The 19352-nt window shown below is 47.5% G+C and carries 13 protein-coding genes; 12 read left to right on the top strand and 1 reads right to left on the bottom strand.

Going from position 1 to position 19352, the window contains the following annotated elements; genetic code table 11:
• Window positions 1-265 precede the first annotated feature (265 nt).
• From OXN25_16765 to OXN25_16720, 10 genes are all read left to right on the top strand, one after another.
• Window positions 266-2032 carry a GspE/PulE family protein gene (locus tag OXN25_16765; GenBank protein ID MDE0426505.1) on the top strand — a complete coding sequence of 589 codons (1767 nt, stop codon included), beginning with the start codon at window positions 266-268 and terminating at the stop codon, window positions 2030-2032.
• Between the two features lie 77 nt (window positions 2033-2109).
• Window positions 2110-3336, top strand: coding sequence for a type II secretion system F family protein (locus OXN25_16760; GenBank protein MDE0426504.1), 1227 nt, complete (start codon window positions 2110-2112; stop codon window positions 3334-3336).
• 63 nt (window positions 3337-3399) lie between these two features.
• Complete coding sequence (gene gspG / locus OXN25_16755; protein ID MDE0426503.1) at window positions 3400-3855, top strand: type II secretion system major pseudopilin GspG; 456 nt, start codon at window positions 3400-3402, stop codon at window positions 3853-3855.
• 4 nt (window positions 3856-3859) lie between these two features.
• On the top strand, window positions 3860-4669 hold the full coding sequence (locus tag OXN25_16750; protein MDE0426502.1) for a prepilin-type N-terminal cleavage/methylation domain-containing protein: 810 nt from the start codon (window positions 3860-3862) through the stop codon (window positions 4667-4669).
• 37 nt (window positions 4670-4706) lie between these two features.
• A complete protein-coding gene (gspI, locus tag OXN25_16745) occupies window positions 4707-5120 on the top strand; it encodes a type II secretion system minor pseudopilin GspI (protein ID MDE0426501.1) in 414 nt (137 codons plus the stop codon).
• 6 nt (window positions 5121-5126) lie between these two features.
• Window positions 5127-6026, top strand: coding sequence for a prepilin-type N-terminal cleavage/methylation domain-containing protein (locus tag OXN25_16740; GenBank protein MDE0426500.1), 900 nt, complete (start codon window positions 5127-5129; stop codon window positions 6024-6026).
• 13 nt (window positions 6027-6039) lie between these two features.
• Window positions 6040-7590, top strand: coding sequence for a helix-hairpin-helix domain-containing protein (locus OXN25_16735; GenBank protein MDE0426499.1), 1551 nt, complete (start codon window positions 6040-6042; stop codon window positions 7588-7590).
• Window positions 7591-7759: 169 nt separating this feature from the next.
• A complete protein-coding gene (gene pilM, locus OXN25_16730; GenBank protein ID MDE0426498.1) occupies window positions 7760-9487 on the top strand; it encodes a pilus assembly protein PilM in 1728 nt (575 codons plus the stop codon).
• 54 nt (window positions 9488-9541) lie between these two features.
• On the top strand, window positions 9542-10819 hold the full coding sequence (locus OXN25_16725; GenBank protein ID MDE0426497.1) for a hypothetical protein: 1278 nt from the start codon (window positions 9542-9544) through the stop codon (window positions 10817-10819).
• Window positions 10820-10834: 15 nt separating this feature from the next.
• Window positions 10835-13786, top strand: coding sequence for a hypothetical protein (locus OXN25_16720; GenBank protein ID MDE0426496.1), 2952 nt, complete (start codon window positions 10835-10837; stop codon window positions 13784-13786).
• Between the two features lie 28 nt (window positions 13787-13814).
• Here the strand turns inward: OXN25_16720 and OXN25_16715 are convergent, their stop codons facing one another.
• Window positions 13815-15689, bottom strand: coding sequence for a tetratricopeptide repeat protein (locus OXN25_16715; protein ID MDE0426495.1), 1875 nt, complete (start codon window positions 15687-15689; stop codon window positions 13815-13817).
• A 203-nt stretch (window positions 15690-15892) separates the two neighbouring features.
• Between OXN25_16715 and OXN25_16710 the strand changes: the two genes are divergently transcribed.
• The gene (locus tag OXN25_16710; protein MDE0426494.1) at window positions 15893-18337 is read left to right on the top strand and encodes a tetratricopeptide repeat protein; all 2445 of its coding nucleotides are present in this window, start codon (window positions 15893-15895) and stop codon (window positions 18335-18337) included.
• Window positions 18334-19352, top strand: a 1019-nt coding sequence (locus tag OXN25_16705) for an AAA family ATPase (protein ID MDE0426493.1), incomplete at its 3' end; no start/stop codon positions are given. The genes OXN25_16710 and OXN25_16705, both read left to right, overlap by 4 nt.

The following is a 19352-nucleotide window of genomic DNA, read 5'->3' as shown; positions in this document are numbered from 1 at the left end:
ATTTCATTACGATTATTATACCATAAATCTGTGAAGTATGTCAAGCAAAAAAGTGTCATAAACCCTTTATTTATCAAGGTCCACCGCACTTTTCGTGTGTCCAAAACTACTTATTGCGTTTTTATTTCACACACGTTTTAAACTTATCCACAATTCCTACGTCTTAATCATAAAACGCGGCGACCATCAAATACATTAGCAAAAACACAAAACAAAATATGGAGATCGCTCTTGTCAGGGGTATGGGTCTCAGAGCGTTCACACCATGCAACAGACACTGAATACTACATCCTCGCTTGTTGAGGTCGTGCGACAGGCCTCTGCTATCTCTGAAGAAGCCTATAAAGATATTGTCGAAGAAATCCAACAAACAGGTGCCTCCGAAACGGCTGTGCTTTCCAAGCACGGTGTGCCGTCCAATGTTCTCGCGCTCGCTACAAAGAGCCTCGAATACGGAACGCCCTTTACGCAATTGGAAGACATCTTTCCTGAACCCGCCGTCCTTGAGAAAGTGTCCCCTGGGTTCGCATACCGAAATAAAATTGTGCCTATTGAGTTAGTGGATGACACACTCACGGTCGCCATGTCAGATGCCCTAAACATCGTGCTCATCGACGAACTCCAACTCATCACAAGCTGCCAGATTATCCCCGTTCTCGCTGATGAAACAGACATTGATGAAGCAATTGTCCGTCTCTACGGACGCACAGCAGAGAGTCTCCTAAGCACCGGGATTAAGGGTCCTGTTGGTGCAGCCACCACCCTTGAACGCGAAACGATTGAGGACTTCGGTATTGACGAAAAGGATCTCAGCCAAGATCCGACCGTCATACATGCCGTTGACCAGATGATCATTGATGCTGTTCGGATGGGGGCAAGCGATATCCACATCGAACCTTATCCAACGCAATTGAAAATTCGGTTTCGCGTTGACGGTGTGCTGGAAGATCAACCGCAACCACCTGCCTATCTCCAGTCAGCGATTACCTCTCGTATCAAAATTATGGCGGGTATGGATGTTGCGGAGCGTAGGCGGCCGCAAGATGGCAAAATCAGTCGACAGATTGGTAGCGTTGGTAACCGGCAAATAGATCTTCGTGTCTCTACCGTTCCAACCGTTGCCACACTGCATGGCGAAAGCGTTGTCCTCCGTATCCTTGACCGTCAGTCCATCGAATTCGGACTCGAAGAACTCGGCTTGACCGCGGATAACCTCGAACTTTTCCACCGCATGATTCGCAAACCGCACGGTATCATCCTTGCCACGGGTCCCACCGGTAGTGGCAAAACGACATCACTTTACGCCTGTCTGAAAGAGATAAACTCGCCTGATGTAAAAATCATCACCCTTGAAGATCCTGTTGAATATGAATTAGAGGGTATCAACCAAATCCAAGTTAATCCAGATATCGACTTTACTTTCGCCGATGGGCTGCGTCACATTTTACGTCAGGACCCAGATAAGGTCCTGGTCGGTGAGATTCGGGACTACGAAACCGCAGAAATGGCGATTCATACCTCGCTGACAGGGCACCTTGTCTTCAGCACGCTCCATACAAACGACGCCCCTGGAGCCATTACAAGGCTTGTTGATATGAATGTAGAACCGTATCTCGTCGCTTCCACGGTAGAAGGGATTATTGCGCAAAGACTGGCTCGACGCGTTTGCAAGGCGTGTTGCGAGATGTATTCACCCGAAATGCACGAATTGGAGGGCATCATGGGAAACGGTGGCACGTCTCCGATGCCGTACGATCTGAAGATTCCGAGAGCCGTCGGCTGTAAGGAATGTCGAGGCCGCGGTTACAGAGGTAGAATCGGCATCTTTGAAGTTCTATTCATGACTGAAGAAATCCGCGCGATGGCACTCAAACAGGCATCAACAAGCGAAATCCGTCGACTTGCTATTCAATTAGGAATGAAAAGTTTGCGGGAAGACGGTTGGCGCAAAGTCGCTGCGGGTTTGACAACTGTTGAAGAAGTCATCCGGTTAACACAAGAAGATGAATTCGATTTCGGAGAAGTTGTGTAGAGACCCCCACGCCGTTTTAAGGCTGAAGCGTCTTTAGGACAATCCTATAGCCCGAAATGATAGTGCGGAGGTTAAGTGTGCCGACATTCCGATATGAAGCCCTCACGCATAGCGGTGGTACCGTTAATAATACGCTGGAAGCCGAATCTAAAGCCGAACTGATCTCTCGATTGCGACAGATGGGTTATTGGCCTACGAATATCGTTGAGGAGACAGAGGACACAACGCCCACCGATATACGTCGTTGGCTTCAAATCGGTCGTCGCGGTGTGAAAGCGGCGGAGGTTGAATTCTTCACTTATCAACTGGCGACGTTGGTAAACGCACACGTTCCACTGCCACGCGCCTTAGAGGTTACCCTCGGACAAATCGAGAGTCCTGCGCTCCATCGCATCGTTTCGCAAGTCAAATACGATGTTGAACACGGTGCGACCTTCCATGATGCCCTCAGCCAACACCCAAAAGCATTTTCAAACCTATACATCAACATGGTCCGCGCTGGCGAGAGCGGCGGTGTCCTCGGCTTAGTCTTAGAACGCCTCGCAGAATTCGCAGAACGACAGAGACTCCTGAAAAACGATGTTGTTTCAGCACTCTTTTATCCCGTCATCTTATTGACGCTTAGCGTCACTGCTGTTATAGTCCTCATGATCTTTGTGATACCACAATTTACCGCGATGTTCAACGATTTGGGAGTCGCCTTGCCGCTGCCAACCCAGATACTCATTAGCGTAACGGCTACTTTTCAAAGTTATTGGTGGATAGGACTTCTGATTGTTATTATCGGTGGCGCCGGGTTAAGACAATATCTACAGCGGGAAACCGGTCAAATCTGGTTTGACAGGTTGAAACTCAAACTGCCCCTCATCGGTCCGATATTTAGCACGTTTGCGATTGTCCGTTTCACACGGACGATGGCGACGCTTTTAGAAAACGGCGTACGGATGCTCCCTGCGCTCCAAGTCGTCAAAGACACTATAGGAAACAAGGTATACAGCAACGTTATTGCAGCAGCAGAAGTAGAAGTTGAACAAGGCTCAACGCTCTCGCGTGAACTCGGTAGCAGCAAAGATTTCCCCGAATTCGTCACACACATGGTCGCTGTCGGTGAAGAATCCGGTGAACCTGTTCACATGCTCAGCAAACTCTCTGAATACTACGATTTAGAAATAAAAAAGAGTCTTGAACGTTTAACGAGTTCCATCGGTCCGCTTGTTATTTTATTCATGGGTATCATTATAGGGTTTATCGCTGTTGCGATGATCCTGCCAATCTTTGAAGCGAATCAATTGCTTAGCAATTAGTGAATAGCAGCTCGCAGCTCGCGAATAACGAATGGCTAATTGCCAATACAGGAGAAACAGAAAATGTATAGGTCGCTAAAGTCCGATGAATCCGGATTAACCCTAATTGAACTGACAATAGTAATCGTCATCTTAGGTATCCTCGCAGCCTTCATCGCGCCTCGCGTTATAAACGCACCGCAGCAGGCGAAAGTTGCCAAGGCACAAACAGAAATTAATAGCATTAAAACCGCATTAGAGCAATACGCAATAACAACAGGTGAATACCCAACCACCGAACAAGGACTGAGTGCCTTGTGGCGCGCCCCAAGTCCAGCACCGCCGAACTGGGGTGGTCCCTATGTAGATAGTCCAAGCTTCATGGATCCATGGGACAATCCTTACGTTTATCGCCAACCCAGCAGCCATTACGGCTATGACTACGATCTCTATTCCATGGGGAAAGATGGGAAAGAAGGCGGAACGGAGCTGGATGCCGACATAACGAATTGGGTTGACGAAACAACAGGAGTCTACTAAAGCAGTGCGGGATCGCTATCAGCCGGCAACCAGCAGCCAGCAGCAAGAAAAACCCCGGACAGTTGGACGGAAAAATGGAAGGTTGGAAGAAGGCGACCGCCGCTTTTATCCTTCCAAGCACCAACAACGGTCTGTGGGGAATCGAGGCATGCCCTTAAAAAATACGGGGTTTACAATCACGGAGTTACTGCTCGTTTTGACGCTCATCGGCATCCTCTCGGCAATCTCAATGCCTGCGCTGAAAGGGTTTGCAGCGACACGCAGGCTAAAAGCGTCCGCCGCGACGCTCCGAAGCCTACTCACATTCGCACGAGACATGGCGATAACAGATCGGACAACCTACCTTGTGGTCTTTGACCTCGATAATGATCGGTATTGGCTCGCCTCCAGCGAAACGTTTAACCCGAGCAACCCGCTCAGGTCAGCCCTCACTGCCCAAAACTCTACAGCCTTAGCCGCCATCCAGAACAACACAAACGTCAGCACTACTACAACGCCTACAACTACAAATGCCTCTCAACAGAATCCTTTGTCCCGTACCAGCGGTATCCTCGGTGTGCCTCACTCGGTGGAACAGAATGTAACCTTAGCTGCAATGATAACTAACTACAACGGAAGAGCCGTTCAAGCCGATTCAGGCGTAGCGTACATCTACTTCTCACCTAACGCCACATCCGAGGAGACACTTGTGTACCTCCGAAACTCACGCAACCAGATAATGTCTGTTACCGTCGAAGCGGCGAGTGGACGCGTTCGCGCCCGACAACTTGTCCCCGCAGAGATTGAAATGTTAGGATTTACGCCTGAAAATTAGCAAATAGCGAACCGCGAATAGCAAACCGCAGGAAACAATGAAATCTCTAATAAAATATTCAAGAGAAAGAGAAAAAGACGGTTTTACGCTTGTCGAGATACTTGTAACGTTAACAATTTTGGCAGCTGCGATCCCAGCACTTTTGCAGGCGTTCACCACTGCTACACGTAACCAAGCACTGTCAGACAACAGTACGACCGCGCTCTACCTGCTTAAGTTTCGGATGGCGGAGATTGAAATGGAGGGCTACCCGGATGTCGGACAGGAGTCGGGCGAATTTGGTGAAAACACGCGCTATCTTTGGCGTTCTGTCGTCGAAGATATTGAGTCTGAAGAGGTTGAAAACATCCGACAGGTTACGGTAACCGTCAGATGGCAACATAAAAATAGAGAACGCTCCATGTCTATGAGCACCTTCATGGCAGACCGACAAATGCCGCAGGGGCAATAGCGAATAATGAAAAAAAAACTAACGCACATCACAACTGAAAGTGGGTTGACCCTCATCGAAATGCTTATGGCGGTCAGTATTCTTGTCATTATTGGTGGCTCAGCGTATTTCGCTTTCAAGACAGCCGTAGATGCCTACCATAGAACGGAGGCAAGGATATTAGCGGCACAAAGATGTCGGGTGGCTATGGATCGGCTTGTAACGGATCTGCATAACATGCAAGTCTCGGTTGAGGAACCAGAACTCGCGCTTTATACACAAGACGGACCGAGTCAGTTTGGCGATAGAGACATGCTCAGTTTCGTCACACTGGTAAAAACAGACCCGGATCCGTTTCTGGCGCAGCTTGAGCGTTTTCAGGCACAGAACACCGCCCAAGTTCCAATACCGTTGTTAAGCGACGTGCAACGTGTCGCTTACTTCGTCGGACCTGAACTGCCACCGGGTGAATCCGTACTGAGTTCAGGAGGTTTCCAAGGCGGAATCACAAGCGACACAAGCAATGAAGAAATGGGTGAGTACGCCCTCTTTCGGGTTGCAACGACAACCCTGGATCCTGAATCCGTTATCGGTACCCTGTTACAAAGTGGTGAGGTGCCACAAACAGACGAAAACGGCTATCCTATCTATGTCGATATGGCGACGCTTGTGGCTGGGCTTGTCAGCTTCGATCTGAAGTATTTTGATGGAGAGACAGAGAATTGGAACACTTCATGGGATGATGCCGAAAGCATACCAGGTGCTGTTCAGATACTCATAACAGTTCAAGGCGAGCCACAGCAGACAATAAGTATGGATACGACCCAACTTGGGGGCCAGAATCAATCCATCTCACAACCAAACAGTATGACACAATCAACAATGGTATACCTACCTGCAGGTGCTATCGCAGGGGGTGCGCGTTAGGAAACATGGACAGATGCAGCAGTTTGTAAAGCAGGTTTCTTGTATGTTCTGCAAGGCGCAGCGTGGATTATCGCTCGTCTCAACCCTTTGGATACTGACGATCCTCTCAATTCTGGCGACGCAGTTGCTCTATTCAATCCACATAGAACAACGAACGCAGCGGAATTTCTTGGATAGAGCGAAGTTCCATTACGCCGCGAAAGCCGGGTTTGAATGGACGGTGGCGCGCATGCGTGACGATCAGACCCCCTTCGATTCACTCGGCGAAAGTTGGGCAGCACCGATTATAGGACAGGTGGAAGACGGTGTACAAGTCGGCAATTTCTTAAACTATCGTGTGACAATCACGGACGAAGCGTCAAAAGTGAATGTAAATGCTGCTGATCAGGGGCTTATCAGCAATTTGCTCGCACAAGTGGGAGCAAATCCAGATGACGCACTGACTGAAGAACTTGCCAACAAAATCGTAGAAGGCCAGCCTTACCGGACGGTTCGTGATCTCGCCCGCGTTGAAGGTATGACATCTGAACTTCTCTACGGTCAGATGGCAGCCAGCGGTCAGCAGTCAGCGGTCAGGAACCCGTCCGTGGCAGGCGAGAACGTTTCTAACTTCTACAACACCCCATCAATAACGAATACACAACCTGGACTCGTCGATTTAGCGACCATCTATTCAATCGACACAAGCACAAATCCAGACGGGGAACCGTTGGTTAATCTCAACACTGCTGAGGCAGACGAACTGACACAAATTAACGGACAACAAAACCAACCTGTTTTCACACAAGGTGCGGCGGAATCACTTATTCAGCAACGCGAGTTTGATAGCCTCGCTGCGCTCGTAGACGTACAAGCCGTTTCCGACGAAATTTTTAACAACATCCAAGACCGACTGACAACTGAAGAAACGAATGAGAACACAAATGAAGAAGAGGAAAACAACCGTCCACAAGGACAAGGCACACCGCAACAAGGCGAAAATGATGGACAGGTCAATATTAATACTGCCGATGTTGAAACCTTTGAATCACTACCGGGTATTGATCAAGGGATTGCTGAACGGATTGTCAATCATCGCGACACGCAAGGACTTTTTCAGAACATTGATGCCATTAAAGATGTCAAAATGTTAACACCGCAAGATTTTATCGGTATTGTTGATAAAATAACACTAAAAGATGGAGAGACCCGCAGCGGGCTTATAAATATAAATACAGCACCACCGGAGATTCTGGCACTGCTACCCGGAATGGATCCAGAAAAGGCGTTAGCGATTGTCGAACGCCGGGAAGAAGACGCGCCAGACACTTCGCAGATACAGAACTTTACCGATGAAGAGATAACAGGAAATCCGTTTACCAACACCGCACAACTTTCGCAGTTAGAAGAAATCGATTTTGAAACGTTCCATCAGGTTGTCGATTGGGTAACCTTTCGCTCCCACGGATACCGAATTGAAGCAAATGGCGTTGACAGGGCAGACAAAATTATCTCAACATGTATCGGGATTATTGACCGAACGGGCAATGAGATTCAACTTCAACATTGGTTTTTAAACTATTAAATATGGTCACTGTTCCACTTCGTTTCACAGTGGTTTCCTTCCAAGTAGAAAACCTGCGTTAGGTTATGAGGAGTTGCTAACCTTACCAAAGACCTGCCCGAAACGAAGTGGAGGGGTTTTTGCTTGGGTGTTTCTTTAGCTCAGAAGCAGATAGCTAAAAAAATAAAAAATGGCAAAAAATCGAGTCGTGGCGATAGATATCGGCACAAACACAGCAAAAATGGTTCAACTCGAACTATCGTCTACAGGCGTGCATCTCATCAATGCAAACGTTGTGACGTACCCAGACGCGACAGAGCAGCATCAAGTTGTTGAACCCGTCGCGCGTCTCTGGGCTGCGTTAGGCAATACACCGACGCGACGCAACCTACTTTCGTTATTCAGCAGAAATACGACGGAGATTGCACTCGCGCTTCCACGATTCTTAGTGAGCACGAAACGCTTAGCGAATCTACCCGTTGCAACAGATGACCAACTCGCCAATATTGTCGCCATCTCAGCAGAAACAGAACTCCCGTTTCGGATTGAGGAAGCGATTTTTACCTACCACGACGTTCAGCGAACCGCAGAGGCGATGTCGGTAGAGTTAATATCGACGAGACGTTCAACGGTTACAGATTATCTTGACCGACTCGAACAGATTGGCGTAACGGCTTCTGCGGTCATACCTTCAACGATAGCGATTGCTGAAGTCGCGGCAAAGAGTGGATGCACTGAACCTACATTCATCGTTGACATCGGTGCTGAACAGACAGATTTCTGTTTCATGAAAAACGGTGTGCTTCGGTTCTCACGGAGTTTCCGACTCGGGGAAAAGCATTTATCTGAGAACCGCGAATCGCGAATCTCGAACCGCGAAGCACCTGTATCCAGATGGATGACGCAATTCGTTGGAGAACTGCAGCGCTCAATTGCTGCAGCCAAAACATACGACAACACCAACAACCTTGACATAGCGGAAAATGCTGGAGACCTCACGCCATCGGAAACCGAAACTGAACTCTATCTGTGTGGCAGCGGGGCGCGCATTCGAGAACTAACGACTGCTTGTGAAACTGCTCTCAACATCAGAACACAACTCTGGAACCCGCTCCACGCGCTCGAACAGTCCGGAGGTATTGACACAAACCTCGTAAGTGCAGAAGCGAAAACCGTCCTTGACGAATGGGGCGACACGTTCGCCGTACCCTTGGGGGTCGCGCTTAATGCCGTGAATCCTGCAACAAAAGTATCACTGCTACCGCAAGAAACCGTTGAAACGCTGACCCAAGCCACACGCCAACGTCAACTCTTCGCTGCCGCTGGGTTAGGCGTTCTCGTGATTGGTGGCATGCTCTTTGGAGGATATACACTCCAACGTGCACAGCAGCATCGACACCAAGCACTCGACACACAACTCTCACACTATGCACAACCTATGGCATTAGCCAAGGCGCAACTCGGACGAGAATTGGCAATTACGGAGATGCTAACACATCACATCTCGCCACTCGATATTCTACACGCCCTCAGCGCGATGTTCAAGGATAGGGCACAGGTCGCTTGGACGAACTTCAATATTACGAATCTTCACACGCCTGAGACAGCACGCATTACGTTCAATTTGGAGAGTGCCTCGCATAATGCGATCAATGCTCTCTTGCGTGCGCTCAATCGTTCTGATGTGTTCACCAACGTTCAAGCCGGTGAAGTTACAGCAACAACCCAAAACAGAAAACAGATTTTCCAAGTGCAGGTACGCGCGAATCTGACAGCATCTGCTGTCCGAGCATTCGCTAAAGAACGCTACCCGATGCCCGAACTACCCATCCGTGAGACAACGATGGATGCTGAACCCGACATCGCCCCGCCTGCATTGGAAACCCTTGAAAAGCCCAAAAATGAAAAAGAAAAATAAAACAATAGATTTCGCTGGTACCGATAAACGCACGCATTTATAAAGGACAGATACATGGAATTGAATCTCGAATTAACGCCTCGCAGCAAAATTTTACTCGGCATTTTAGGGTGTCTGTTTCTAATTGTCGTTATTTTACAAGGGGCTCCTATCTTCTATCGTTTATTTTCAAATCAAGGCACCAAAGCGAAGCAAGAACAGTTGTCAAAAACTGAAGATTTAGTTTACGCTGCAGAAGTTCTCAAACCCGTCGAATTTGAAATTTACAAGGCGACTGGGTTAGCACTGGCAGCAAATCCACAAGTCAACCCGCGCACGCAAGGCACAGCCACGCTCTTTGACACAGAATCGCCGGAAACCGTCATTCGCGCACGCATTGATGCGCTCGTTAGGCGGGCGGGTATTCAACAAAATTATCAACTCCTGACGAAACCGGTAACTGCTAAACACACACACAAACTGACACTGCAAACACGGGAAAATCTCGTCCGCTATCTCTACTTCAAACATATAGAGACAGAAGAAAGAGAGCTTACAGAAATTATTGAAGCGGAAACAGAAGCAGATACCTTCAACTTTCTGATGGATGCATGGCTCTCAAGTGCCGATACCGATGAAACGGAAGCCAGCAGCCAGCAGTCAGCAGTCGGTAAAGAGCCGTCCGTGTCAAAGAATAAAACGCAATCGCCACACGCTGAGAGTTTTCGAGAGCCAAAGGCAGAAATCCAATTCATCTCGCTTCCAGACGCGATACCGCTTTCGCTGCGCACCAAACTTGCGGCGTTCATCAAAACGATGACGATGCAGCAGTTACGCGGCGCAACAGACTTCAGACAAGGTTTCCTTGCAGCACAAATTCAGAAAGTTACAACGCCTCGCACGTCAGGTATCTTCGGTATCGGGACAAAGCCTGCCACCGTCGAAACCCGATTGCGAAAAAACAGCACGCTTTTAAATTTTTTAACGCACGTGTTAGATGCAACATACATCGAGGCACCCTTAGACAGAGGCGAACTTCAATCTGCCCTCGTCACATACATTGAAAAGATTCAAGAACAGCAAGAGACGCTTGTCAATCAACTCGCTTTAGCACCTGCGACCTACCAGACAGAAGTGTACACGGTTGAAATGAAGTTCAAAACAGATCTCGAAAAACTCGTAAACTTAAACCATCTCATTGAAACAGGTGCCAAGTGGCTGATAGTACGTGATTTGCGAATCTCTGCTGATAAGCAGGCTGAATCGGGTCCAGCAGCAAGGCGAGGCAGGAATCTGGAGGCTGCTGGCGCGAACTTGAATGTAGATATATTCCTTATCGCTCGAATATTTTAATGAAGGATCGAATTTATGCAAGTACGAAAATTTTTATTGACTTCACTTCTCTGTTTAGGCGTGCTTATCCTGGGGCTCGCCGAGTTGCATGCCCAAGAACAGGAGCCAACAATGCGCGTCGTCCAAACAGATGAAGCAGGACGGGCAATCCGTTTTGACTTTAACTTTACGGGCCAAGAACTGAGAGGCTTATTTGAATGGCTCTCACGAGAGACTGACCTCACGATTATCGCCAGCGAAGAAGATATTCGAGATAAAAGATTCTCGATCATTAACCTAAGAAACGTAACCATCGAAGAGGTCATCGAAAAAATTAAAACTGTTCTGACCCAATACGATCTCACACTTATCCAAACTGATAATACACTCTTGGTTACAACCTTCGCTCGCGCCATCGTAACAAAGGGAACTGTCAACAATATTACACCAGACCCTGATCTCGTTGATATGACCGACGAAATTCAAACCTACATTATCCAACTAAATACAGTCGTCGCTTCGGAACAGGTAGAACGCCTGAAACCACTTCTGAACAAACAAGCAAACATCTTTGCAGATACCGCAACAAACACACTCGTCATCACTGATGTCGCTTCTAATATCCGCCGAATTGTCGCTATCCTTCAAATCGCAGACGAAGGGGAACGTTTTCCGTTAAAGATTCTCATAATTCCGCTCGCTTACGCTGAAGCCGGTCCCTTAGCGCAGACCCTCACCAGCATCTTTCAAGAAGGTGAGCGCGATGAGGACCGACAGCAAAGAGGCAGCGGTCCGGGAATGAGCGCGGAAGAGGCAAAAACCGCAGCAGCAGAAATGAAAGCCGAAGGGGTCGGCTATGAAGTGCTTGATGGCGCAATCAAGATTGTTGCGGAAACCAGTTCTAATTCGCTCGTCCTCAAAGCCTCTGAAGCAAATCTTGTTTTCCTCCAAGAGATCGTCAAGGAACTGGATGTCGCTCCGAGTTTGCAAACGCAGATACGTACCTTCCGCCTCAATTACGCAGCCGCTGAGGATGTCGCCGAAACCCTTCAAGAAGTACTCACGGGTGAGAGTAACCAAAACCGAGGTAGAATGGACGCTTGGGACCGCGCGAAACTCAGAGAGTTTCAACGCGAACGAGGCGTCGATCAATCCCAAGGCATCGTTGGTAACGTCAACGTCTCCCACAACGACCGACTCAACATCATTGTTATCTCCTCTGATCCACGGAACTTTTCAATCATTGAAAAAGTTATCGCCGAACTCGATCAAGAACAGACGCAAGAAGAAATTAGGCTCTATTTCCTTCAGTTCGCAGATGCCGAAACCCTCGTCCAAAGCCTACAGGACCTGTTTGAAGGCGGCAGTGCCGGTTCTGATAGAAATCTCCCCTGGTGGGAACGGGAACGTCGTGCGCGACGAGGAGAACTCAGCGAAGGGAGCACCGGATTTGGCGTGCAAGGCGAGGTACACATCGTTGCCGATTTACGGCTCAATGCGATTCTTATCTCTACGAGTGCCCAGAACTTCGAGACGATTGACGGACTCATCAAAAAATTGGATGTCAATATGCCGGACCAGGAATGGGGCACCCGTATGTATAAACTCAAATACGCCGACGCGGAAAACGTTGCAGCCATCATCAATAATGTGTATCAAGGCAGCTCAGGAAACACCGGCAACTTCTTCTTCTTCCTCGCTGAACGCCAACGCAACCAGACGCAAGGTTCATTGGCGGGTAACGTCACTGCTGAAGCGTATCCGACGCTGAATGCCGTTATTGTCTCAACCGCCACGCAACGCAACTTTGACCTCATCACAGAGTTTATTAACTCCATGGATGTCCAGACACCAGAGGGGCAAAAGGAAATTACTGAGGCAATCCGACTTGAGTATGGCAACGCTGAGCAGCTTCAGCAAGTCCTTCAACAGGTCTGGGAGGGGGAGGAAGGCGGCGACGGTTTTAGCTTCAGTCGTTTCTTCGCTTCTGGTGGCAGGCAAGAACAACAAGATATTAACTCTCTACGCGGAAAAGTTACAGTCTTTGCTGACCCGGATACCAATTCCTTGATCGTCACAACGCGGCAGCGATACCTCGCCGCTGTCAGGGCACTCATTAACAAATTAGATTTCGTGCGCGGACAGGTCTGGATAGACATCCAAATTCTGGAAGTTACACTTGATGAGACGACCAAGTTGGGTATCGAACTCACGGCACAAGAAAACAGAATCTTCGGGATCACCCCAAACCCCGGCAACCCACTCATTGGCGAGTTTGAGAGCCAACTCGGACTAACACAAGAAATTTCCGGGTTCAACCTCGGCTTAGCCACGAAGGAATATATGTCGCTGCTCCACACGCTGATACGTGAGAACAAGGTCCAAACGCTTTCAACACCTTCACTGCTCACGCGAGACTCTTGGAACGCTACGTGGAGTAGCGGTCGCCGGATTCCATATCTTCAGAGCGTCGATACGACCAGCATTTTGGGGGAGACTGTTTCACAACCGCTTTTTAACTACGACTTCATCGATCCACCGGTGGGTATTAACATTTCACTGACACCTTACATCGCCAAATCGCAAGCCACCGAAGGTGGCAAACGGACAATCGGTTTGGATATCGAAAACATCAGTGCCAGCAATTTCATTGAGTTTACCGAGTTCAATGCACCAATCACCGATGACAACGCCATAAGCGTCTATATCGATGTTAAAGACGGTCAACAGCTTGTCGTTGGGGGTATCATCCGAAAGAAGCAGAAAGAGGTCGAAAACAAACTCCCCATCTTAGGCGACATCCCCTTAATCGGTAGACTCTTCAAAAACACAGAAACGGCTATTGAAGATACGGAAATTGTCATCATCATAACGCCACACATCGTCGATATTAAAAATCCTGAGGACATTGAGAAACTCAAGGAAAAAGCACAGGATTGGCAGAATAACGGGAGTACAGGGAAAGAGAGTGAGCGTGAAGAGAAATAGGTGCGGCATTCACGTTGGAGTATTATCGCTACCGGACGATTGCGCGGAATGCTGGTGTAAAACGGATGGCATCGAATTCGCTTTGGGTTTCGACTCTCTGTCTAATACGTTCATCAAGGGCAATGGCTCGGGTTAGATATTCCAATGCTTGAGAAGTTTGCCCATTTTTCACCGCAGCCAAACTGCCGTGATATAGGTATTCAGCGTTATTGGGTGCGTGAGTGAGTGCTTCCTTAAAGACGGTAAGGGCTTCAGCGTAGCGTCCCTGCTTATACAGTATCCAGCCGAGTGTATCATTAATATGCGTTGCATCGGGGTCGAGTTCAAGGGCGCGCCTGGCTAACTTTTCTGCTTCTGCTAAGTTCGTTCCCAATTTATCAGCATAGAGCCATGCCAATGTATTGTATGCCGCGGCAAATTCGGGACCGGCTTCGATGGCTCGCAAGAGCAGCGTAACCGCTGCCTCCAGATTCCCTGCCGCCCCGGCGCGCCGTCCCTGTTCCCAGAGCTGATAAGCCGCCAATGGATACTTTCCTGCTTTAAGTTCGCTGGCAAATGTGATTAACTGCGCGACCTGTGGACTCGGACGAAGGGTTTGAACAGTCTTCCCCGCTTGGATCGCAGCGTCAAACTGTTTTAGATTGAAATACCCCCACGCTAAATTTTCGTGTGCCGTTGCGTAGCGAGGACTCAGGGTGACTGCCTGTTCCCATAACTTAAGAGCCGTCTGGGCATCTCCGCGGTTTCCCGCAGAAAGTCCCTGTCTCCATAGGCGATACGCCTGCATCGTGTATTCCCCGGTTTTTATATCTTGAGCGGTCTTGCGGATGAATTCAATACGCCTTAATTCAGGTGCTGACACACCCGAAACTTTGCCCAAGGAAAGAGCTGTGGTATGCGCCTGGAGTGCCGACTGACACGCCACGATAGCAGCGTCCAACCATTCCATTTCAAGTAAAGCAGTCCCCATATTTGCCCAAGCACTTACCATCTCAGGATTCATATCTACGGCTTGTTGGTAGGCAGAGATCGCTGCTTCCAACTGCTGTGCGCGTAAATAACTGTTCCCGAGGTTATAGAAAATGTTCGCTGTACCCGCAGGCTGAGAAATCTGATTTTCGGATACCAACGTAATTGCCGAAAGATACGTCTGGATTGCCTGCTCGTATGCACCGCTCTCAAAGTAGAAATCAGCCAACTGAAGGGACGCTTTCAAATACTTTGGGCTTTCGGCGACAGCTTGCTTCCAAGCTGCTATTGCCGCCTCCATTCGTCCTGCACGCTTGGCACGTACACCTACCTGATAGTGTCGATGCGCAGCGAGCGAATAAATGCCAGACTGTAAGTCGCGCGCAGTTGCGAGATTGGCATAGAGCTGGGGTTGGTCTGGACTGAGTGCCAATCCCTCCTCATACACCGCAATTGCCTCATCAAACCGACCTAATTCTTGATATGCCAGTCCTAAATTGTTGAGTGCCTCTACGTTATGCGGTCGAATTTCAAGAGCGGTTTGATATGCTGCGACTGCTTGTTCATAGAAGGCACGCTTCGCACGGGTATCGGCGACATCGATATCGCCTGTTTTGTGGGAAGCCAATCCTAATTTGATGAGAGCATCTATGTCGCGCGGCAGAAGTTCTAAAGTTCGGGTAAACGCTTCAATGGCTTTGCGGAATTCTGCCTTCTGGTAGTAAACCAATCCGAGGTGATAGTGTGCATCAGCGAAATCAGGCGCGAGTGTCGTAACCTGCTTGAAGGTCTCAAGCGCAGCATCCAGTTCTCCCGCGTTTAATTCCGTGATCCCTTGTGCAAACAGGGACATCGCCTCCTCGCTTGCGATGGTTGAATTCCCTATAGTAATAAGAAGGATACACATCCAAATTAAGAATTGATAATGGGACATTGTTTTTTCTCCGAGGCAAATTGATAGATTGAACCTTTTGGTATTGTAGCGAGTTTACTGTTTTATTTCAACTGGACGGTAGGAAAAGGCGTTCCGATGCCTCGGTTGACATCTGTTTACCAGATGTGTTATCATTATCCTCAAGCAATAGATTAAATTAAAGGTTTCACCCTCAAGGAAATTGGGATTGTGGAGAAACACAAATGAGTAAGCCGTTAAAGGGATTCATTACCTATTCACACGAGGATATGGAAGCAAAGGACGAATTACGAAAACGCCTTGCCGTAATGGAACAACAAGACCAGTTAGTGACTTGGGATGACGGTCAGTTCACACCGGGTGACAAAGCACTTCAGGAAGACATTCTCAAAAAGGTTGCTGATTCGGACCTGCTTCTCTATCTCGTTTCTGCTGCAAGCCTTGCCTCTAAAAACTGCAATAAGGAATTAGCAGAAGCAATAAAGCAAGAAATGCAGGTTATTCCAATTATCCTTGAGCATTGCGATTGGTTAAAGCATCAACTGAATGATTTCCAAGCCTTCCCTGACAGAGGCATCCCCATTACCGAGTGGGAAGATAAAAGTGAGGGCTGGCAAAATGTGAGGGAGGGTATCCGAAAAGTCGTTGAAAGGATGCAGATTCAAGCAGATCCGTCATCCAAGATTTCTGAAAAAGAACTACATTCGGAATTGGCGTTTCAACACGGAAACATCCTAATGATGCTCGGACAATTGGATATGGCAATTAAGGCGTACTCCGATGCTATTGACCACAAACCCTGTAATGCAAATGCCTATAATAATCGCGGCGTTGCTTACACTGAAAAAGGCAAATTTGATAACGCTATAGAAGACTATAACATCACTATACAACTACGACCTGATGATGCTAATATCAATTACAATAAGCGTATCGTTTACACTAATAAAGGCGATTATGGTCTTGCTATTCAGGAAGTTCGTAAGATGATAGAACTGGATTTGGAATTTTCCCGAATTTATCACAATCGTGCGGCAGCTTACAGCAAAAAAGGTGAAGTTGAGCTTGCTATAAAAGACTATACTAAAGCAATAGAACTGTATCCAGATGCGCCCAATACTTATTACGATCGCGGCAATACTTACTACGAAAAAGGCGATTATGACCGTGCTATAGAAGATTACACCGAAGCGATAGAGTTAAATCCGAATTTATATGGTGCCTATATTAATCGTGGTAATGTTTATATCAGTAAGAACGATTATGACCGTGCCATCAGAGACCATACCAAAGCAATAGAACTAAATCCAAATTCTGCGAATGCTTACAATAACCGTGGAGTCGCCTATGGGGAAAAAGATGATGCTGCCCGTGCCATAGAAAACTATACCAAAGCAATAGAACTAAATCCAAATCATGATATAGCCTATTACAATCGTGGAATAGTGTGGTTGCACTTGCAAAAGTGGAACAAAGCAAAAGTTGACTTAACAACTGCCAAAGGTCTGGGTATGGACATTATTGCTGCGTTTCATAATTCTTACAGAGATGTTGAAACGTTTGAGCGGAGAGCAAACTTTAGGTTACCAGAAAACCTCGCGCTTTTGCTGACGCAGCGCCGGCGGGATCGTTATCCAAAGACGCAAAAATTATTAGATGCCGATGGTAACCCACTTGAATCTCCGAATGTGGTGAATTTGCTTTCGCAGCTTCGGAATGCTGGTATGCCTTTAGGCGAGTACGTCGAATCAAAACCCTCTTTCGGTATCAACACAGCACCGACTGAAGCGTTCGTTGTAGACAAAGCAACGCGGGATAAACTCATTGCTACTGACCCTTCATCTGCTGATATTTTGAAGCCGTTTTTGCACGGACAGGATATCAGACGTTGGCATGTTGACACACCGCAGCAGTGGTTAATCTTTACCCACCGTGGCATTGCAATAAACGACTATCCCGCAATCCTAAAACACTTGGAAAAATATCAAGAAACTCTAAGCAAACGAAAAGGCAAGCAGAGGTGGTATGAACTGCCGGTGTCTCTCGGTGATACAGACCGTTTTGCACAACCGAAACTGGTCTGTCCAGACACCTATAACCACCAGACTTTCGCTGTTGATACCGCTGGTTATTATTACGGCAAAACCGCCTACCTCATCCCAACTGAGGAAATGTGGCTCTGCGGTCTCCTCAATTCCCGTACTGTCGAGTGGTTTTATTCGCAGGTGTCAAACCAATTGACGATTGATCCACTTCGGGCGCGTAGTGGGTATATCCAACAGATTCCGATTCCCGATATAACGCCAGTCCACAAAGCACTCATCGCTAAAATCGTTGATTACCTGATCTATCTACAGCAGCAACCGGAGATAAACAGCAAGGATTTGAAGTATGCCCGCGACCGCATAATGCTCGGATACTTTGAGCGCGTTATTGATGGATTGGTTTATGAGGCTTACCTACCTGCGGAACTTCATAAGAGCGATAAAGTTTTCTTGCAACCGTTATTGGACGAAGGGTTGCCATCGATTGAGGAGATTCAGAATGATAAAATGTCCGCTTTCCGGGACATCTTTGAGGTGTTATATGACAGGATGCATCCAATCCGGCGTAACCTTTTCTTTTTGGACAGTGTAAAACTTGTTCGCGTCATTCAGGGGAAATTGTGAGAATTACCAACATTGAAATCAAAAACTTCAGAGCGTTCCGTGGTACCTATCATATAGGTCTGAACAAATCAGGAAAGAATTTATTGGTCTATGGTGAAAATGGGAGTGGAAAGTCGTCACTGTATCTGGCACTAAAATATTTTCTTGAATCTGGTGTAGATGAGGACGACAAAGACACCGACTTTGAAAACCATCAAAATATCTTTCTTCAAGACCCAGGTCATATCAAACTCTCTCTCCGCGCCGACCAGTGGTCAAGGGAAAATACCTATGAATGGTCACAGCGTATTATAGGTGAGACAAATGACGAGTTGATTACCGAGGCTTCAAAAGTAAAGGGGTTCCTTGACTATAAAGCACTGTTAGAAACACACTATCTCCATCGTGAAAACGATACCGTGAATTTGTTCGATTTGTTAGTTGAAGTGCTGCTGGCAAACACCATCAATCCGGTGAGAGAGCGAAGCCTTGCTGAGGATTGGAGTGCCATTCAGCCACCATTTCCCCGCAGAAACGCGAAAACCCAAATTACTGCTCTTGAAAGACAGATAGGTGTTTTCAATGACGAATTAACCAACAGATTAGCAGAACTGCGCCCAAAGGTGTCGGAGATTCTTAGAAGGTTTGGATATAAGGTCACGCTTGATTTAGATTTTCAGGGCGTTACATACAACCGAGATGAGAAAATGCTTGATAACCGAGAGATTTTCTTAAAGGTTGAATTCTTTGATACGGACATACCTTCACATCACCGTTTCCTAAACGAAGCAAAGTTGTCTGCGATTGCGATTGCGATCTATCTGTCGTCAGTTCTCTTGCAACCGGAAAGCGATCTAAAGATTCTCGCGCTGGATGACGTGCTAATAGGTTTAGACATGTCAAATCGCTTACCTGTCCTTAATATTCTAAAGGATTACTTTCCAGACCACCAGATCTTTTTGACGACTTACGATAAAGCATGGTATGAAATTGCCAAGCAACGCACAGATCAAAAAGATTGGGAATACGCTGAATT

Source organism: Candidatus Poribacteria bacterium, assembly GCA_028820845.1.
Classification (GTDB): Bacteria; Poribacteria; WGA-4E; order WGA-4E; family WGA-3G; genus WGA-3G.
Note: the sequence above shows the minus strand (reverse complement) of the source record. Positions and strands in the feature narration are given on the sequence as shown.

Coding starts and splice junctions, on each gene's coding strand:
- OXN25_16715 (MDE0426495.1), bottom strand. CDS start 15,689: ATGTCCCATTATCAATTCTTAATTTGGATGTGTATCCTTCTTATTACT.
- OXN25_16735 (MDE0426499.1), top strand. CDS start 6,040: ATGCAGCAGTTTGTAAAGCAGGTTTCTTGTATGTTCTGCAAGGCGCAG.
- OXN25_16740 (MDE0426500.1), top strand. CDS start 5,127: ATGAAAAAAAAACTAACGCACATCACAACTGAAAGTGGGTTGACCCTC.
- pilM (MDE0426498.1), top strand. CDS start 7,760: ATGGCAAAAAATCGAGTCGTGGCGATAGATATCGGCACAAACACAGCA.
- gspI (MDE0426501.1), top strand. CDS start 4,707: ATGAAATCTCTAATAAAATATTCAAGAGAAAGAGAAAAAGACGGTTTT.
- OXN25_16765 (MDE0426505.1), top strand. CDS start 266: ATGCAACAGACACTGAATACTACATCCTCGCTTGTTGAGGTCGTGCGA.
- OXN25_16725 (MDE0426497.1), top strand. CDS start 9,542: ATGGAATTGAATCTCGAATTAACGCCTCGCAGCAAAATTTTACTCGGC.
- gspG (MDE0426503.1), top strand. CDS start 3,400: ATGTATAGGTCGCTAAAGTCCGATGAATCCGGATTAACCCTAATTGAA.
- OXN25_16720 (MDE0426496.1), top strand. CDS start 10,835: ATGCAAGTACGAAAATTTTTATTGACTTCACTTCTCTGTTTAGGCGTG.
- OXN25_16710 (MDE0426494.1), top strand. CDS start 15,893: ATGAGTAAGCCGTTAAAGGGATTCATTACCTATTCACACGAGGATATG.